The following is a 17554-nucleotide window of genomic DNA, read 5'->3' as shown; positions in this document are numbered from 1 at the left end:
CGTATAAAAGGAACCCCCATGTCCAGTTTGATTAACAGTGCCATGAGTGGCCTCAGTGCTGCGCAGTCGGCACTCAATACCGTCAGTAATAATATTTCAAGCTATAACGTGGCAGGTTATACCCGCCAGACGACAGTGCTGGGCGCGTCAAACAGCACGCTGACCGGCGGTGGCTGGGTAGGTAACGGGGTTTATGTCTCCGGTGTCCAGCGTGAGTATGATGCATTCATTACCAACCAGCTGCGCGCCGCGCAGACCCAGAGCAGCGGCCTGACTACGCGCTATCAGCAGATGTCAAAGATCGACGATGTGCTCTCGGATACCACCAACTCGCTCTCTACCACGCTGCAGGACTTCTTCAAAAGTCTGCAGACGCTGGTGAGCAACGCAGAAGATCCGGCTGCGCGCCAGACGGTGCTGGGCAAAGCGGATGGCCTGGTCAATCAGTTTAAAACCAACGATCAGTATCTTCGCGATCAGGATTCTCAGGTGAATACCGCGATTTCTGCCAGCGTCGATCAAATTAATAACTACGCCAAACAGATTGCGAACCTGAACGATCAGATTTCCCGTCTGACCGGCGTGGGTGCTGGCTCATCACCAAATGACCTGCTCGATCAACGCGATCAGCTGGTGAGCGAACTGAATAAAATTGTCGGTGTTGAAGTTTCTGTGCAGGATGGCGGCACGTATAACGTCTCATTTGGCACCGGTTACAGCCTGGTACAGGGGAGCAAAGCGAACCAGCTGGCTGCGGTGAATTCCAGCGCAGACCCAACCCGTACAACGCTGGCCTATACCGATGATGTTTCCGGCAATATCGAAATTCCTGAGAAGCTGATTACCACCGGCACCCTTGGCGGTTTACTCACCTTCCGCTCTGAAGATCTGGATAAAGCGCGTAATAGCCTTAACCAGATGGCGCTGGCCTTTGCTGACGCGATGAACAAGCAGCATGAAGCGGGTTTTGATGCTAACGGCGATGCTGGCGGCAAGCTCTTTGACTTTGGCTCGCCTGCGGTTGTGTCCAACAGCAAGAATTCAGGTACCGCCGCGCTGACAGCCTCCGTGGCTGACAGTACTAAAGTCCAGGCAACGGATTATAAGCTGCAGTTCAACGGAACCGACTGGACCATTACGCGTACGTCGGATAAGACCAGTTTCACGATGAGTCCGGATGCGAGCGGCAATCTGTCTTTCGACGGCCTGAATGTCAACGTGAGCGGTACCGCGAATAACAAAGACAGTTTTGTTGTGAAGCCCGTTTCTGATGTCATCGTAAACATGGAACTCAAGTTTAATGATGAGTCCAAACTGGCGATGGCATCGACAAGCGCCGGTGGCGAAAGTGACAACCGCAACGGTCAAAAATTGCTGGATCTGCAAAATAGCAAGCTTGTCGGCGGGAATAAGTCTTTCAATGATGCTTATGCTTCCCTCGTCAGTACCGTTGGTAGCTCAACAGCGGCACTGAAAACCAGCAGCGAAACGAAAGCGAATGTGGCGACGCAGTTAACCAAACAGCAGCAGTCGATCTCAGGGGTAAACCTTGACGAAGAGTATGGCAATTTGCAGCGCTATCAGCAGTATTACCTCGCTAATGCGCAGGTTTTACAAACTGCCAGCTCGCTCTTTGATGCAATCATTAATATTCGCTAAGGCTGAGGTGAAACATGCGTATTAGCACCCAGATGATGTACGACCAAAACATGCGCGGGATCACCGATTCCCAGAGCAAGTGGTTGAGTTATGGTGAACAAATGTCCACCGGCAAGCGTGTCAATCGCCCGTCGGACGATCCCATCGCGGCGTCGCAGGCTATTGTTCTGTCACAATCACAGTCACAAAATAGCCAGTTTGCGTTGGCGCGTACGTTTGCTACGCAAAAAGTCTCGCTCGAGGATAATGTACTGGCTCAGGTTAACACCGCCTTATCGAGCGTGCGTGAGAAATTAGTTTACGCTGCAAATGGGACATTAAGTGATGATGACCGCCTTTCCCTGGCAACTGATATCCAGGGCGTGCGCGATCAGCTCATGAACCTGGCCAATACAGCCGATGGTAATGGTCGTTTTATCTTTGCAGGATATAAAACAGAAAGTGCACCGTTTGATTCTGCTACCGGGGATTACAAAGGTGGCCTTGAGCCGATCACTCAGCAAGTCGATACGGCACGAAACATGGCAATTAGCCATACTGGGCAGCAAATTTTCGAGAGCATTACGAGTAATGCACAGGAAGTGCCGGGTGGGGGATATGGCGAAACAAATATGTTCAAAATCCTTGATGCCACCGTGGCCTCGCTGAAAACGCCGATTGAAAACGATCCGACAGCTGCAGCTGCGCAAGCTCAGGTGATTGCAAATGCTCAAATTGGTATCAAAAATTCCCAGAACAATATCCTTACTGTTGTTGCTGATGTGGGTACCAAGATGAACGAGCTTGAAAAGCTGGATACACTTGGTGACGATCGTGCACTGGGCCAGACTAAGCAGATGAGCGACCTGGTTGATGTGGACTGGAACGCAGCGATCTCTTCTTACACCATGCAGCAGGCCGCGTTGCAGGCATCTTATAAAGCGTTTAGCGATATGCAGGGCATGTCCCTGTTCCAGCTGAACAGATAATATCTTGACCTCTTGGAACATGTCTTGAAACTGGGCATGTTTTACTGCCCAATCCGTGTGGATTGGGCATTTTTTTTACGCGATTTCTGCCGGTGCGGAGGCGACGCGTGCACTTTCAATCAGACGTATTGCCAGCGCAATGACGCCGCATACCGTTGCCAGGGCAACCACGCCCGTCCAGCCAGCCAGCGTGTAGATTTTACTCCCCGCAGCCGAACCTAACGCCATGCCGATAAAGACCACCGTAAAGAGCAGGGCGTTAAGACGCCCCCTGGCCTGAGGCTCAAGGCTATAGACCAGATTCTGGTGCGCCACCAGACTGGACTGCAGGCCCAGATCAAACCCGATGGCTGAGACAGCAATCAGTATTAGTTGTCCATGAAGACCGAGTGCGGGCATCAGGAACATCAGGGCAAACGAGACGGTAACCAGTGCCGCGCCAAGTTGCGTGACTTTTCCGGCACCCAGCTTGTCCGCCAGACCTCCCGCCAGCGGAGCGGCTAAGGCCCCCGCGGCCCCGGCAATACCATAACCACCCGCGACGGCGCTCCCCAGGTGATAGCGCTCCAGCAGCATGACCGCCAGCGTTGACCAGAAGGCGCTAAAGGCAATCGACAGAAAACCCTGTGCCAGTGCTGCACGACGCAGAGCCGGATAACGACGCCACAGATGTTCCATTGAGCGCATCAGGGCGGGATAACTCAGCGTGGAGTGAATGGCAAAACGCGGGAGTACCCGCCACATCACCGCCCCAATAAATGCGATGCTTACAGCGGCCAGCTGATACATGACACGCCAGCCAAAAGCTTCACCCACCACACCGCTGACGGTTCGCGACAGCAAGATGCCCATCAGCAACCCTGTCATCACGGTTCCCACGGTTTTTCCCTGCTTCCCTTCGGGGGCGAGGATAGCCGCTGCGGGAACGATATCCTGTGCCATGGTCGCGGCCATGCCAATCAGCAGGCTTGCCAGCAGCAATGAGTGCTGCTGCCCGGTCAGGCTGCAGCCCAGCAGAAACAGTGCCAGGGCGGCGCTTTTTATCAGGATTAACGTCCTGCGGTCGTGACGATCGCCAAGTGGCAACAGAAAAAGAATACCGAGCGCGTAGCCTGCCTGGGTCAGCGTCGGGACCAGCCCCATCCCTTCAATACTAAGATGAAGGTCGGCGCCTATCAGCGGCAGCAGCGGTTGCGCGTAGTAAATGGATGCGACGCTAAAGCCAGCCCCCAAAGCCAGCATAAAAATCACCCAGCGACTGGCGGCATGGGGAGCAGTTGTTGTGTTCATAAGACGTTCCTCACTCATAGTGTGCCGCTATTTTTTATCACTACGCCTTGCGACGGTAGAGGGCCTGGTGGTAAAACGCTTATACGTTTGGCGTATAGCAGGGAAAATGATGAAGCGAGTTGAGCGTATAGACAGGGTTGAACTCATGCGCACATTTGTTCGTATTGTGGAAAGCGGATCGCTATCCGGGGCGGCAAGACTGCTTGCGACGAGCCAGGCCACGGTGAGCCGCCGCCTTCAGTCTCTGGAAACGCTGCTGGGGGTACGGCTTTTATTGCGAACCACCCATGCAACAAAACTTACCGATGACGGCGAGCGCTGCTATCAACATGCCCGGCGGGTCATTGATAGCTGGCTGGCACTGGAAGATGAAATCGGCCAGACGGAGGACGAGCCGGTCGGCGTGTTACGGGTACGCGCACCGCACGCCTTTGGGCAGGATCAGCTTCTGAGGCCGTTAACGGAGTTTTTGCAGCGTTATCCTCAGCTGTCGGTGGAGTGGATGCTCAACGATAAGTCGGTGGATTTTCTGAGCGACAATCTGGATTGTGCTATTCGAGTTGGCGCAGAGGTGGATCCGGCAACCGTCTCCGTGCTGTTGGCGGAAGTGCCACGCTGTGTGGTAGCTTCGCCTGCGCTGCTGGACCAGTTTGCGCCGGTTCACACACCGGAGGATCTGCAGGCGCTTCCCTGGATTGCCATCAGCACGTTCTATCAGCGACATGTGGAGTTGTGGGATGATCTTGCGCAGGTAAAACGTATTTCCATTGCGCCACGACTAAGCACGGATAGCCTGCATGTTGCGCGCAATACCGCCCTGACAGGGTTAGGGGTGGCGATGGTTTCAAGCTGGACGGTCAAGCAGGATATCCAGGAAGGGCGCTTAGTGCATTTGCTTCCACAGTGGCAGCCCGCCGCGCTCCCGGTTCATCTGGTTTATCCGTGGTCGCGTTATTATCCGGCGCGTTTACGCCGTTTTCTGGAGATGATGAAGAGGGTGATGCCGGACATTGCGGGTATGAGAAAGCCGGCACGCGAGCAATAAAAAAGCCGACCCGAAGGTCGGCTTTTTACGCTATGTGTCGTTACTCAACAGACTGCGGACGGGTAGCCGGTGCCGTCGCCTGATGCGTTGCACTGTGGCCACCGGCAGAGCCTTTACCGTCAAAGTTGAACGCAGGGCGGACCCAGTCACTGTGACGCGGCGCTTCCGGCACATATTCCGGCGCTGGTGCGCGAGTCATCGGGGCTGTCGCAACGTGAGCAGGGGCCGGAGCGGTGATTACCGGCTCGGCTTTCACTTCTGGCTCTTCTGCTTTCGCGGCTTCACGCACCGGTTCGACGTCAATTTCAACGTCCTGAACCACGTCTTCAGTCACGGTTTCGACAACCACGTCCGGGGTCTCTTCTACCGCTGCTGCTGGCTGAACCTCAGCAACAACGTCTTCAGCGACCACGGTGTCTTCTTCAGCAATAAGCTGCGGTGCGGCGTCAACCGGCGCGGCAATCACTTCTGGGTGCGTGGTTTCAACGTCTACTGCATGAGGCGCTTCTGACTCAACGGCCTGTGGCTCAACCACGATAGCGGCTTCATTTACCGCTTCTTCAGTTGCGGCTACCGGGGCAATCACCTCTTCGGTGACAGCCTGTTCTTCCACAACCTGTTCCTGACGAGCAACCGGGTAGCGGATCCAGACTTTACCGGATGCCATTTCAGGAGACGCGCACGCTACGGTTAATGGCATTGGCGACTGTGTCGGGTAACGCTCATCGCGATAACGACGACGACGTTGACCGCTGACGCGCAGGTGACGCGGAGAACGGCGTGAACGACGTGGCATACCCGCGTTATCACGGCCTTCACCGTTATCGTCTTGCTCAGCGTTGTTTTCGACGACGGCCGGCAGATCCACTTTCGCCAGTTGAGTGCCTGGTGCAGTGTCACTTGCTTCTGCAGGGACGATGACGGTCTCTTCTACCGGCAGGGCACCTACACGCACTTTCTGTGACAGCTGGCGCTGCTTACGACGCGGCATAACCTGAGTACGTTCTTCCTGCTCGCTTTCCTGTTGTTCAACAGGCTCTTCGCGGTTCAGGTTTTTGACTTCCTGCTGCGCCTGGCGCTTCTCGTCGTTACGACGACGGCTACGCTCACGGCGTGGCTGCTGCTCGTCGCGCTGTTTGCTCTTCTCAGACTCATCGCCCGCCTGCTGGCGAATTTCACGATCTTCAACATTCTGCGGTTGCTTCTCGCGACGGTTGCGACGGTTGTCTTCGCGTTGCTCACGACCCTCATTATTGTCCGAACGGTTGTCACGGCGTTCGTTACGGTCATTACGATCGTTACGGTCACGGCGGTTGTTCTGACGTTTACGACGGTCCTGCTGACGTTCAGGTTTCGCTTCTTTCGGTGCTTCTTTCGGTTGCTCAGGCTGCTGGACTTCTTCGCCTGCAAACATCTTCTTCAGCGCACCGAAGAGGCGGCTCAGCAGACCCGATTGTTCTGGCTGGGCTTTGACCGCAACGGCTTCTGGTTTTTGCGCCACCGGTTTGGTCACGGGTTTTTCCAGTGCCGTTTCTGGCGGAGCTTCAGGCATGATGAAGGTTGCTAAGGCTGGCTGCTCTGGCAGTTTGCGCTCGGCAGGTTCTTCATCGGAAGGCAGTGCCATCTCTTCTTCATGCAGCTTAGGCAGCAGATAGCTGAGCGTGCTGGTCTCTTCACCCTTACGGACACGCAGTACGTGGTAGTGCGGGGTTTCCATCTGATCGTTAGGCACGATGATGCAGCGAACATCGCCCTGGCGTGATTCAATTGCGCTGACGGCCGCACGTTTTTCGTTCAGCAGGTAGGACGCAATTGGCACGGGAACAATGGCATGAACCTCTTTGGTGTTCTCTTTCAGCGCTTCTTCTTCAATCAGACGCAGAATAGAGAGGGACAGAGATTCGTTATCACGAACGGTACCGGTACCGGAGCAGCGCGGACAGACGTGATGGCTGGATTCACCGAGTGAAGGGCTCAGACGCTGACGGGACATCTCCAGCAAGCCGAAGCGTGAGATATGGCTAATCTGGATACGAGCACGATCCTGACGTACCGCTTCGCGCAGACGGTTTTCAACCGCACGCTGGTGGCGAACAGGGGTCATGTCGATAAAGTCGATAACAATCAGACCACCCAGGTCACGCAGGCGGAGCTGGCGGGCGATTTCATCAGCGGCTTCAAGGTTGGTGTTGAAGGCGGTCTCTTCGATATCACCGCCGCGCGTAGCACGTGCGGAGTTGATATCGATGGCGGTCAGCGCTTCGGTCGTATCAATAACGATAGAACCACCGGATGGCAGACGCACTTCACGCTGGAAAGCGGATTCAATCTGCGATTCGATCTGATAATGGCTGAACAGCGGGATTTCACCGGTGTACAGTTTGATTTTGCTGGTGAAATCCGGACGACCCAGCGCAGCGATGTGCTGGCGCGCCAGCTCAAGCACTTTCGGGTTATCGATCAGAATCTCACCGATGTCCTGACGCAGGTAGTCACGGAAGGCACGCACAATCACGTTGCTTTCCTGGTGAATCAGGAACGGCGCTGCGCGGCTTTCTGCCGCTTTCTGGATTGCTTCCCAGTGCTTCAGACGGAAGCTTAAGTCCCACTGCAGCGCTTCGGCAGATTTGCCGACGCCTGCGGTACGGACGATAAGCCCCATGCCGTCAGGCAGCTCAAGACTTGCCAGCGCTTCTTTCAGCTCGGTACGGTCATCACCTTCGATGCGGCGAGAGATACCACCGGCACGCGGGTTGTTTGGCATCAGAACCAGATAACTTCCCGCAAGACTGATAAAGGTGGTCAGTGCGGCACCTTTGTTGCCACGCTCTTCTTTATCAATCTGAACAATGACTTCCTGACCTTCACGCAGCACATCTTTGATGTTTGGGCGGCCATGGGAGTTATAGTTTGCAGGGAAATATTCGCGGGCGATTTCTTTCAGAGGGAGGAAACCGTGACGCTCAGCACCGTAATCGACAAATGCAGCTTCAAGGCTTGGTTCAATGCGGGTGATTTTACCTTTGTAAATGTTCGCTTTTTTCTGTTCGTGTCCAGGACTTTCGATATCCAGATCGTACAGGCGCTGCCCATCCACAAGGGCGACACGCAACTCTTCTTGCTGAGTTGCGTTGATTAACATTCTTTTCATCGTAACTTACTCGTTATTCTTACATTGACGACAAAGCTGCGGGCAAGGTGACGCTTTCCGGGGTATGAACCGATGGCCTCGTGTCTATTCACGTCGCCAACCTCACGGTTGTCGCTCGCTTAAGAGGCGCAGAGTGTCGGTTGCCTGTATTTCATACGGAAACACAGCGCAATTATCAGGGGAATTGCCTGGGTAGAACTCTCCAGAGAACAATCCTTATACCGGGAAGTACTGCAACCCGCAGCCCGCTAACTGCCTGAAAGATCAATACGTCTTACGCCATTGCTGCGTGGATGATCGGTCAGACAAAATTGGTCATTCCGTCGAGATCCTTACTTAACCAGGATTTAACACGGAAAACGAGTTCATTATTCCACTGCTCGCCGGGTTATAGCAAGATGACTTTTACCAATTATCACCCGGTTACTCACAGTTTCTTCACTTCAAGGCGGTGATTGGTTTAATAACCACCAAATCGATTGCGTGAAACAGGGAACAGGCCGGATAAAAGTAAATATAAGCATAGAAAAATGAGTGGCGCTAATGGCTGACGATATTTAGAATCGCCAACCATGAAAACAGAGACTCCAGCCGTAAAAATGGTTGCCATCGCGGAAGACGACGCGGGGCAACGTATCGATAACTTTTTGCGCACCCAACTCAAAGGCGTGCCAAAGAGCATGATTTACCGCATCCTGCGCAAGGGTGAAGTGCGGGTTAACAAAAAACGCGTGAAGCCTGAGTACAAACTCGAAGCCGGTGATGAAGTGCGTATCCCGCCGGTCCGTGTTGCGGAACGCGAAGAAGAGGTCGTTTCACCCAGGTTGCAGAAAGTGGCCGCCCTGAGTGACGTTATCCTTTATGAGGATGATCATATCCTGGTGCTGAATAAACCGTCAGGTACCGCTGTCCATGGGGGGAGTGGTCTCAGCTTTGGCGTGATTGAAGGCCTGCGTGCGCTGCGCCCTGAAGCCCGTTTCCTTGAACTGGTTCACCGTCTCGATCGCGATACCTCCGGCGTGCTGCTGGTCGCAAAAAAACGTTCTGCCCTGCGTTCCCTGCATGAGCAGCTGCGTGAAAAAGGGATGCAGAAGGATTATCTGGCGCTGGTTCGTGGCCACTGGCAGTCCCACGTTAAGGCGGTGCAGGCACCTTTGCTGAAGAATATTTTGCAAAGCGGTGAGCGCATTGTCCGTGTGAATCAGGAAGGGAAGCCGTCTGAGACGCGTTTCAAAGTGGAAGAGCGCTATGCGTTCGCCACGCTGGTGCGCTGCAGCCCGGTAACCGGCCGTACCCACCAGATCCGCGTACATACGCAGTATGCCGGTCATCCGATCGCATTTGATGACCGCTATGGTGACAGGGAGTTTGATAAGCAGCTGGCGGGCACCGGGTTGTCACGCCTGTTCCTGCATGCGGCGGCACTGACGTTCACTCACCCGAATACCGGCGAAACAATTCGCATTGAAGCCCCCCTTGATGAGCAGTTAAAACGCTGCCTGAAGGTGCTGCGCGGCTGATTTGGCCGGCACTTACCGGCCTGAGGTCTCTCAGGCCGGTAAGTAATGCATCAACCGTAATACTCACATCTTCAGTGGATTACACTCCTCGCGTCTGAGCATCTGGCACAATGCTATCAGCGGCAACCCGACCAGTGTGTTCGGGTCACGTCCGTCCAGCTTGTCGAACAGGGCAATCCCCAGACCTTCGCTTTTGAAGCTTCCGGCGCAATTGAGCGGTCGCTCCCGGCGCACATAGTCGGCGATTTCCTGCTCGCTAAGATGGCGAAAATGGACGTCGAAAGGTTCGCATTCGGTTTGCAGGTGACCCGAGGCGGAGTTGTAGAGCGCCAGACCCGTATAAAAGGTGACGATATTGCCCCGCGCTTGCATAAGCTGCTGGCAGGCATTCGCTTCAGTGTGCGGCTTTCCGGTGATAACACCGTCCAGCACACAAACCTGATCGGAGCCTATAATCAAATGCGAAGGGTAGCGTGCGGCAAGTGATTGCGCTTTCTCCTTCGCAAGACGGGTGACCAGGTGACGTGGTGATTCGCCCGCCTGCGGCGTCTCGTCAACTTCCGGCGCCGCGCATTCAAACGGGATCCCGAGCTTTTCCAGCAACATTCGGCGGTAGGGTGAGGTGGAGGCAAGAACGAGATTTGGCATATTTTTATCACCAGATATAGCGTATCGATGCCAGCCATTTTAAACTACAGGCCGCAATGTGTGCGAATAATTGGCAAAAGGCAGCTGTGGTTGCCTTTTTCTTTGACTATATGACGTTACAAAGTTAATATGCGCGCCCTATGCAAAAGGTAAAATTACCCCTGACTCTTGATCCGGTTCGCACGGCTCAAAAACGCCTCGATTACGAAGGTATTTATACTTCCGATCAGGCTGAGCGTGTCGCCGAATCCGTAGTCAGTGTGGACAGTGATGTAGAATGCTCCATGTCGTTCGCTATCGATAACCAGCGTCTCGCCGTTTTAACCGGTGATGCAAAGGTGACGGTAACCCTCGAATGTCAGCGTTGCGGGAAACCGTTTGTACAGCATGTTCACACAACGTATTGTTTCAGTCCGGTCCGTTCTGACGAACAGGCTGAAGCACTCCCGGAAGCGTATGAACCGATTGAAGTTAATGAATTCGGTGAAATCGATCTTCTGGCTCTGGTTGAAGATGAAATCATCCTCTCCTTGCCAGTCGTTCCGGTGCATGAATCTGAACACTGTGAAGTGTCCGAGGCGGACATGGTCTTTGGGGAACTGCCTGATGAAGCGCAAAAACCAAACCCATTTGCCGTATTAGCCAGCTTAAAGCGTAAGTAATTGAGGAGTAAGGTCCATGGCCGTACAACAGAATAAACCAACCCGTTCCAAACGTGGCATGCGTCGTTCCCATGACGCGCTGACTGCAGTTACCAGCCTGTCTGTAGACAAGACTTCTGGTGAGAAACACCTGCGTCACCACATCACCGCTGACGGTTTCTACCGCGGCCGCAAGGTTATCACTAAGTAATCACGCGTCAGCGTGATTAGGCTTAGTGAGGATTTCCCCGTGCAAACGGGGAATTTACCGAACCAGGCTGTGACGATACCTTGACACGTCTAACCCTGGCGTTAGATGTCATGGGAGGGGATTTTGGCCCTTCCGTGACAGTGCCTGCAGCTTTGCAGGCACTGAATTCTAATTCGCAACTCACACTTCTTTTAGTCGGCAATCCCGACACAATCACGCCATTACTTGCAAAAGCTGACTTCGAACAACGTTCGCGTCTGCAGATTATTCCTGCGCAGTCAGTTATTGCCAGTGATGCACGTCCATCGCAGGCGATTCGCAATAGCCGGGGCAGTTCTATGCGAATGGCGCTGGAGCTGGTGAAGGAAGGACGCGCGGAGGCTTGCGTCAGTGCGGGAAATACCGGCGCGCTGATGGGGCTGTCGAAATTGTTGCTCAAACCTATTGAAGGTATTGAGCGTCCGGCGCTGGTGACGGTATTACCGCATCAGCAGAAGGGCAAGACCGTGGTGCTCGATTTGGGTGCTAACGTCGATTGTGATAGTACAATGCTGGCTCAGTTTGCCGTGATGGGGTCGGTGCTGGCAGAAGAAGTGGTCGGGATAAACAATCCCCGTGTTGCGTTATTGAACATCGGTGAAGAAGAGACCAAAGGCCTGGACAGCATTCGCGAAGCTGCCGAATTGCTCAAACAGGTTCCCTCCATCAACTATATTGGTTATCTCGAAGCCAATGAGTTGCTGACGGGGAAAACGGATGTTCTGGTGTGTGATGGCTTCACCGGAAACGTAACGTTGAAGACCATGGAAGGGGTCGTGCGAATGTTTCTCTCACTGCTTAAATCGCAGGGAGAAGGCAAAAAAAGCGCCTGGTGGTTGATTTTATTAAAGCGTTGGTTACAAAAAAGCCTGACGCGGCGATTCAGTCACCTCAACCCCGACCAGTATAATGGCGCCTGTCTGTTAGGATTGCGCGGCATCGTGATTAAGAGTCATGGTGCCGCCAATCAGCGAGCATTTACTGTCGCCATTGAACAGGCAGTGCAGGCGGTGCAGCGACAAGTCCCTCAGCGGATTGCCGCTCGCCTGGAATCTGTATTAGCTAAAAGTGACTGAGCGTACATGTATACGAAGATTTTAGGTACCGGCAGCTACCTGCCAAAACACGTGCGTACCAACGCCGATCTTGAAAAAATGGTAGATACGTCTGACGAGTGGATTGTCACGCGCACAGGTATCCGTGAACGTCGTATTGCCGCGCCAGACGAAACCGTTTCGACCATGGGTTACGAAGCCGCGCAGCGTGCTATCGAAATGGCGGGCATTGATAAAGATCAGATTGGCTTGATCGTGGTTGCCACGACCTCTGCCACGCATGCCTTCCCAAGCGCAGCGTGCCAGGTGCAAAACATGCTCGGCATTAAAGGCTGCCCGGCATTTGACGTTGCCGCAGCGTGCGCAGGGTTCACCTATGCGCTGAGCGTTGCCGATCAGTATGTTAAATCCGGTGCCGTGAAATATGCGCTGGTCATCGGTGCTGACGTGCTGGCACGTACCTGCGATCCAACCGATCGTGGGACGATCATTATTTTTGGTGATGGTGCGGGCGCGGTACTGCTCGGTCAGTCCGAAGAGCCGGGCATCATCTCTACGCATCTGCATGCCGATGGCAGCTATGGCGAATTACTGACCCTGCCTAACGCCGATCGCGTTAATCCGGATAACGCTATTTACCTGACGATGGCGGGTAATGAGGTGTTCAAGGTGGCGGTGACTGAGCTTGCGCACATTGTCGATGAAACGCTGGAAGCGAATAACCTTGACCGCTCCGCACTCAACTGGCTGGTGCCACATCAGGCAAACCTGCGTATCATCAGCGCGACCGCTAAAAAGCTGGGCATGTCGATGGATAACGTTGTGGTGACGCTGGATCGTCACGGCAATACCTCTGCGGCGTCAGTACCGTGCGCATTTGATGAAGCGGTACGTGACGGACGAATCAAACGGGGCCAGTTGGTCTTGCTTGAAGCCTTTGGTGGCGGGTTCACCTGGGGTTCCGCGCTGGTTCGTTTCTAGTATAAGGATTAAATAATGACGCAATTTGCTTTTGTGTTCCCGGGCCAGGGTTCTCAGGCCGTTGGGATGTTGTCTGAAATGGCAGCAAAGTATCCGGTTATCGAAGAGACTTTCCGTGAAGCTTCCGCTGCGCTGGGTTATGATTTGTGGGCGCTGACCCAACAGGGACCAGCCGAAGAGCTGAACAAAACCTGGCAGACTCAGCCAGCGCTGTTGACGGCATCCGTTGCGCTGTGGCGTGTCTGGCAGCAGCAGGGCGGTAAAGCGCCAGCGCTGCTCGCGGGCCATAGCCTGGGTGAATACTCTGCGCTGGTGTGTGCCGGTGTTATCGCGTTTGCTGACGCGGTGCGTCTGGTTGAGCTGCGCGGTAAGTTCATGCAGGAAGCAGTACCTGAAGGCACCGGTGGCATGTCTGCTATCATCGGCCTCGATGATGCTGCGATTGCAAAAGCGTGTGAAGAATCCGCTGAAGGTCAGGTGGTGTCTCCCGTTAACTTCAACTCGCCAGGCCAGGTGGTTATCGCCGGTCATAAAGACGCGGTTGAACGTGCTGGTGCAGCCTGTAAAGCTGCAGGGGCGAAACGCGCTCTGCCGCTGCCCGTCAGCGTACCGTCCCACTGCGCACTGATGAAACCTGCTGCCGATAAACTGGCCGTTGAGCTTGAAAAAATTACTTTTAACACACCGACAATTTCCGTTGTGAACAACGTCGATGTGAAATGCGAAACCTCGCCGGACGCTATCCGTGATGCGCTGGTTCGCCAGCTCTACAGCCCGGTACAGTGGACCAAAACCGTTGAGTTTATGGCCTCTCAGGGCGTTGAGCATCTGTATGAAGTCGGCCCAGGTAAAGTCCTCACCGGTCTGACAAAACGTATTGTTGACACCCTGACTGCTTCGGCAATTAACGAGCCGGACGCGATGTCAGCGGCACTCTCGCAATAAAAGAGGAATACCATGAGTTTTGAAGGAAAAATTGCCCTGGTCACTGGCGCAAGCCGCGGTATCGGGCGTGCAATTGCTGAAACACTGGTTGCGCGCGGCGCGAAAGTGATTGGTACAGCAACCAGCGAGAATGGCGCTAAGGCCATCAGCGAGTATCTGGGTGCGAACGGTAAAGGTCTGGTTCTGAATGTGACCGAACCTGCATCTATCGAATCTGTTCTGGAAAATATTCGCGCAGAATTTGGCGAAGTGGATATTCTGGTAAATAATGCCGGGATCACTCGTGATAACCTGTTAATGCGAATGAAAGACGACGAGTGGAACGATATCATCGAAACCAACCTGTCATCTGTATTCCGTCTGTCAAAAGCGGTAATGCGCGCTATGATGAAAAAGCGTCATGGTCGTATTATCACTGTCGGTTCTGTGGTTGGTACCATGGGAAATGCTGGTCAGGCTAACTACGCTGCGGCGAAAGCAGGTCTGATCGGTTTCAGTAAGTCGCTGGCACGTGAAGTTGCGTCCCGCGGTATTACTGTAAACGTTGTTGCTCCGGGCTTTATTGAAACGGACATGACGCGTGCGCTAACTGATGAGCAGCGTGCGGGTACGCTGGCAGCTGTTCCAGCGGGCCGCTTAGGCGACCCTAAAGAAATTGCCAGCGCGGTTGCATTTTTAGCCTCTGACGAAGCGGGTTACATCACTGGTGAGACCCTCCACGTCAACGGCGGGATGTACATGGTTTAATCACGATGAAAAATATTTGCGTTATTAGGGCGAATGGCCTCAAAATAACGTAAAATCGTGGTAAGAACTGCCGGGATTTAGTTGCAAATTTTTCAACATTTTATACACTACGAAAACCATCGCGAAAGCGAGTTTTGATAGGAAATTTAAGAGTATGAGCACTATCGAAGAACGCGTTAAGAAAATTATCGGCGAACAGCTGGGCGTTAAGCAGGAAGAAGTTGTGAACTCCGCTTCCTTCGTTGAAGACCTGGGCGCAGATTCTCTTGACACCGTTGAGCTGGTAATGGCTCTGGAAGAAGAGTTTGATACTGAGATTCCGGACGAAGAAGCTGAGAAGATCACCACCGTTCAGGCTGCCATTGATTACATCAACGGTCACCAGGCGTAAGTGAACATCTCCAGGCGGTCATTCGACCGCCTGAGTTTTATCTTTTTTGTCCCACGAATCCCTTTTTTATCCCTCCCTGGAGGACAAACGTGTCTAAGCGTCGTGTAGTTGTGACCGGACTTGGCATGTTGTCTCCTGTCGGCAATACCGTAGAGTCCACCTGGAAAGCTCTCCTTGCCGGTCAGAGCGGCATCAGCCTAATCGACCATTTCGATACTAGCGCCTATGCAACGAAATTTGCTGGCTTAGTAAAGGATTTTAACTGTGAAGAGATCATCTCGCGCAAAGAACAGCGCAAGATGGATGCCTTCATTCAATATGGAATTGTCGCTGGCGTTCAGGCCATGCAGGATTCTGGCCTTGAAATTACGGAAGAGAACGCAACCCGTATCGGTGCCGCTATCGGTTCCGGGATTGGCGGTCTGGGTCTGATCGAGGAAAACCATACATCTCTGATGAATGGCGGCCCGCGTAAAATCAGCCCGTTCTTCGTTCCGTCCACGATTGTTAATATGGTGGCAGGTCATCTGACCATCATGTTCGGCCTGCGTGGGCCAAGCATTTCTATCGCTACCGCATGTACCTCTGGCGTGCATAACATCGGCCAGGCCGCGCGCATGATTGCGTACGGCGATGCAGATGCTATGGTTGCGGGCGGTGCGGAAAAAGCCAGTACTCCGCTGGGAGTGGGTGGCTTTGGTGCAGCGCGTGCGCTGTCTACCCGCAACGATAACCCGCAGGCAGCAAGCCGTCCGTGGGACAAAGACCGTGACGGTTTCGTGCTGGGTGACGGTGCGGGTATGATCGTACTTGAAGAGTACGAACATGCTAAAAAACGTGGCGCGAAGATTTATGCTGAAGTTGTCGGCTTCGGGATGAGCAGCGATGCATACCACATGACGTCACCACCAGAAAATGGTGCGGGCGCCGCGCAGGCAATGGCCAACGCGATTCGCGACGCGGGTCTTACCCCGGAGCACATTGGTTACGTTAACGCGCACGGTACTTCTACGCCTGCAGGCGATAAAGCAGAAGCTCAGGCTGTTAAGTCTATCTTCGGCGAATACGCCAGCCGCGTGCTGGTGAGCTCCACGAAATCCATGACCGGTCACCTGTTGGGTGCGGCGGGTGCAGTAGAGTCTATCTACTCTATCCTTGCGCTGCGCGATCAGGCTGTTCCGCCAACCATCAACCTGGATAATCCGGATGAAGGTTGTGACCTGGACTTCGTTCCTCACGAAGCGCGTCAGGTAAGTGGTATGGAGTACACCCTGTGTAACTCCTTCGGCTTTGGTGGTACTAACGGTTCACTGATCTTCAAAAAGATCTGAGCCTGACTGCATCATGGCGATAAAAAAAGGTCCGCTTGTCGGGCCTTTTTTATTAAGCCTAATCTTCTTGTCGGCTGCATGGCATCCTGCCAGACTAAATGCCCACGCATAAGGAGCCACCATGTTTTTAATCAATGGCCTTGAGCAAAACACGCTGCCTGCTGGTGACAGGGCAACTCAGTTTGGTGATGGCTGCTTTACGACAGCGCGCATTCTCGACGGCAATGTCTGCCTGCTCGAGGCGCACCTTCGTCGTCTTCAGCAGGGTTGTGAAGCCTTGATGATCCCCTTCACGCACTGGGACACATTGCGTCAGGAGATGTGCCATCTGGCGGCCGGGAAGCAAAGCGGTGTTCTGAAGGTGATTATCAGCCGCGGCAGCGGTGGCCGGGGATACAGCGGTTCAGCTTGCCAGCACCCAACGCGGATCCTTTCGGTGTCTGCCTGTCCTGCTCATTATCCGCGCTGGCGTGAAGAGGGCGTTACGCTGACGCTCAGCCCGGTACGTCTGGGGCGAAACCCCATGCTTGCCGGTATAAAACACCTCAATCGCCTTGAACAGGTACTGATTCGCACTCATCTTGAACAGACGGACGCTGATGAGGCGCTGGTTCTTGACAGCGAAGGGTTTATTACGGAATGCTGTGCGGCTAATTTACTCTGGCGGCAGGGGAACGATGTTTATACGCCGTCGCTCGAGCAGGCCGGCGTCAACGGGATTATGCGTCAGTTTTGTTTGCAGCAGCTGGCACACTCTGGCTTTCGCGTTGTCGAAGTGAGCGCGAGAGAAGAGGCGCTGCACCAGGCTGATGAAATTATCATCTGTAATGCGCTGATGCCGGTTGTACCCGTCCGCGCGTATGGTCAATACAGCTTGTCCTCGCGCGAGCTGTTTCAGTTTTTAGCCCCGATATGTGAGCAAACCCGATAGT

The 17554-nt window shown here is 53.9% G+C and carries 16 protein-coding genes; 13 read left to right on the top strand and 3 right to left on the bottom strand.

What is annotated here, in order from left to right:
• Positions 1–18 precede the first annotated feature (18 nt).
• Both flgK and flgL read left to right on the top strand, forming a co-directional pair.
• Complete coding sequence (gene flgK / locus ACMVME_RS04370) at positions 19–1659, top strand: flagellar hook-associated protein FlgK (protein WP_020884676.1); 1641 nt, start codon at positions 19–21, stop codon at positions 1657–1659.
• A 14-nt stretch (positions 1660–1673) separates the two neighbouring features.
• Positions 1674–2627 carry a flagellar hook-associated protein FlgL gene (flgL, locus tag ACMVME_RS04365; RefSeq protein WP_050736632.1) on the top strand — a complete coding sequence of 318 codons (954 nt, stop codon included), beginning with the start codon at positions 1674–1676 and terminating at the stop codon, positions 2625–2627.
• A gap of 75 nt (positions 2628–2702) precedes the next feature.
• Here the strand turns inward: flgL and ACMVME_RS04360 are convergent, their stop codons facing one another.
• Positions 2703–3917: an MFS transporter gene (locus ACMVME_RS04360; protein ID WP_020884675.1), complete on the bottom strand. Its 1215-nt coding sequence runs from the start codon at positions 3915–3917 to the stop codon at positions 2703–2705.
• 109 nt (positions 3918–4026) lie between these two features.
• Between ACMVME_RS04360 and ACMVME_RS04355 the strand changes: the two genes are divergently transcribed.
• A complete protein-coding gene (locus tag ACMVME_RS04355; protein WP_068794503.1) occupies positions 4027–4962 on the top strand; it encodes a LysR family transcriptional regulator in 936 nt (311 codons plus the stop codon).
• Positions 4963–5002: 40 nt separating this feature from the next.
• Here the strand turns inward: ACMVME_RS04355 and rne are convergent, their stop codons facing one another.
• A complete protein-coding gene (gene rne, locus ACMVME_RS04350) occupies positions 5003–8113 on the bottom strand; it encodes a ribonuclease E (protein WP_047955361.1) in 3111 nt (1036 codons plus the stop codon).
• Between the two features lie 572 nt (positions 8114–8685).
• On the opposite strand from rne, the gene rluC reads away from it, so the two are divergent.
• The gene (gene rluC, locus ACMVME_RS04345; protein ID WP_014169568.1) at positions 8686–9633 is read left to right on the top strand and encodes a 23S rRNA pseudouridine(955/2504/2580) synthase RluC; all 948 of its coding nucleotides are present in this window, start codon (positions 8686–8688) and stop codon (positions 9631–9633) included.
• Between the two features lie 63 nt (positions 9634–9696).
• Here the strand turns inward: rluC and ACMVME_RS04340 are convergent, their stop codons facing one another.
• Entirely contained in the window at positions 9697–10281 is a 585-nt protein-coding gene (locus ACMVME_RS04340; RefSeq protein ID WP_063156134.1) for a Maf family protein, read from the bottom strand.
• Between the two features lie 140 nt (positions 10282–10421).
• Here ACMVME_RS04340 and yceD point away from each other — a divergent pair, with 140 nt between their 5' ends.
• From yceD to pabC, 9 genes are all read left to right on the top strand, one after another.
• Positions 10422–10943, top strand: coding sequence for a 23S rRNA accumulation protein YceD (yceD, locus tag ACMVME_RS04335; RefSeq protein WP_014169570.1), 522 nt, complete (start codon positions 10422–10424; stop codon positions 10941–10943).
• Positions 10944–10959: 16 nt separating this feature from the next.
• Complete coding sequence (gene rpmF / locus ACMVME_RS04330; protein WP_003857964.1) at positions 10960–11133, top strand: 50S ribosomal protein L32; 174 nt, start codon at positions 10960–10962, stop codon at positions 11131–11133.
• Positions 11134–11213: 80 nt separating this feature from the next.
• Positions 11214–12248 carry a phosphate acyltransferase PlsX gene (gene plsX / locus ACMVME_RS04325; RefSeq protein ID WP_014169571.1) on the top strand — a complete coding sequence of 345 codons (1035 nt, stop codon included), beginning with the start codon at positions 11214–11216 and terminating at the stop codon, positions 12246–12248.
• A 6-nt stretch (positions 12249–12254) separates the two neighbouring features.
• The gene (locus ACMVME_RS04320) at positions 12255–13208 is read left to right on the top strand and encodes a beta-ketoacyl-ACP synthase III (protein WP_068794504.1); all 954 of its coding nucleotides are present in this window, start codon (positions 12255–12257) and stop codon (positions 13206–13208) included.
• 15 nt (positions 13209–13223) lie between these two features.
• Positions 13224–14153 carry an ACP S-malonyltransferase gene (fabD, locus tag ACMVME_RS04315; protein WP_014169574.1) on the top strand — a complete coding sequence of 310 codons (930 nt, stop codon included), beginning with the start codon at positions 13224–13226 and terminating at the stop codon, positions 14151–14153.
• Between the two features lie 12 nt (positions 14154–14165).
• Positions 14166–14900: a 3-oxoacyl-ACP reductase FabG gene (gene fabG, locus ACMVME_RS04310; protein WP_014169575.1), complete on the top strand. Its 735-nt coding sequence runs from the start codon at positions 14166–14168 to the stop codon at positions 14898–14900.
• Positions 14901–15054: 154 nt separating this feature from the next.
• Positions 15055–15291, top strand: a complete 237-nt coding sequence (gene acpP, locus ACMVME_RS04305) for an acyl carrier protein (RefSeq protein ID WP_003857954.1) — start codon at positions 15055–15057, stop codon at positions 15289–15291.
• 89 nt (positions 15292–15380) lie between these two features.
• Complete coding sequence (gene fabF / locus ACMVME_RS04300) at positions 15381–16622, top strand: beta-ketoacyl-ACP synthase II (RefSeq protein WP_014169576.1); 1242 nt, start codon at positions 15381–15383, stop codon at positions 16620–16622.
• A gap of 121 nt (positions 16623–16743) precedes the next feature.
• Entirely contained in the window at positions 16744–17553 is an 810-nt protein-coding gene (gene pabC, locus ACMVME_RS04295; protein WP_050736636.1) for an aminodeoxychorismate lyase, read from the top strand.
• Position 17554 lies beyond the last annotated feature (1 nt).

Origin of the sequence: Enterobacter cloacae complex sp. 2024EL-00711, from assembly GCF_047529885.1 — a bacterium.
Taxonomy (GTDB): Bacteria; Pseudomonadota; Gammaproteobacteria; order Enterobacterales; family Enterobacteriaceae; genus Enterobacter; species Enterobacter ludwigii.
The sequence above is the reverse complement of the archived record's forward strand: the minus strand, read 5'-3'. Positions and strand labels throughout refer to the sequence as shown.

Excerpts from the sequence above, each read along its gene's own strand:
- flgK (WP_020884676.1), top strand. The coding sequence starts at position 19 with ATGTCCAGTTTGATTAACAGTGCCATGAGTGGCCTCAGTGCTGCGCAG.
- flgL (WP_050736632.1), top strand. The coding sequence starts at position 1,674 with ATGCGTATTAGCACCCAGATGATGTACGACCAAAACATGCGCGGGATC.
- ACMVME_RS04360 (WP_020884675.1), bottom strand. The coding sequence starts at position 3,917 with ATGAACACAACAACTGCTCCCCATGCCGCCAGTCGCTGGGTGATTTTT.
- ACMVME_RS04355 (WP_068794503.1), top strand. The coding sequence starts at position 4,027 with ATGAAGCGAGTTGAGCGTATAGACAGGGTTGAACTCATGCGCACATTT.
- rne (WP_047955361.1), bottom strand. The coding sequence starts at position 8,113 with ATGAAAAGAATGTTAATCAACGCAACTCAGCAAGAAGAGTTGCGTGTC.
- rluC (WP_014169568.1), top strand. The coding sequence starts at position 8,686 with ATGAAAACAGAGACTCCAGCCGTAAAAATGGTTGCCATCGCGGAAGAC.
- ACMVME_RS04340 (WP_063156134.1), bottom strand. The coding sequence starts at position 10,281 with ATGCCAAATCTCGTTCTTGCCTCCACCTCACCCTACCGCCGAATGTTG.
- yceD (WP_014169570.1), top strand. The coding sequence starts at position 10,422 with ATGCAAAAGGTAAAATTACCCCTGACTCTTGATCCGGTTCGCACGGCT.
- rpmF (WP_003857964.1), top strand. The coding sequence starts at position 10,960 with ATGGCCGTACAACAGAATAAACCAACCCGTTCCAAACGTGGCATGCGT.
- ACMVME_RS04320 (WP_068794504.1), top strand. The coding sequence starts at position 12,255 with ATGTATACGAAGATTTTAGGTACCGGCAGCTACCTGCCAAAACACGTG.
- fabD (WP_014169574.1), top strand. The coding sequence starts at position 13,224 with ATGACGCAATTTGCTTTTGTGTTCCCGGGCCAGGGTTCTCAGGCCGTT.
- fabG (WP_014169575.1), top strand. The coding sequence starts at position 14,166 with ATGAGTTTTGAAGGAAAAATTGCCCTGGTCACTGGCGCAAGCCGCGGT.
- acpP (WP_003857954.1), top strand. The coding sequence starts at position 15,055 with ATGAGCACTATCGAAGAACGCGTTAAGAAAATTATCGGCGAACAGCTG.
- pabC (WP_050736636.1), top strand. The coding sequence starts at position 16,744 with ATGTTTTTAATCAATGGCCTTGAGCAAAACACGCTGCCTGCTGGTGAC.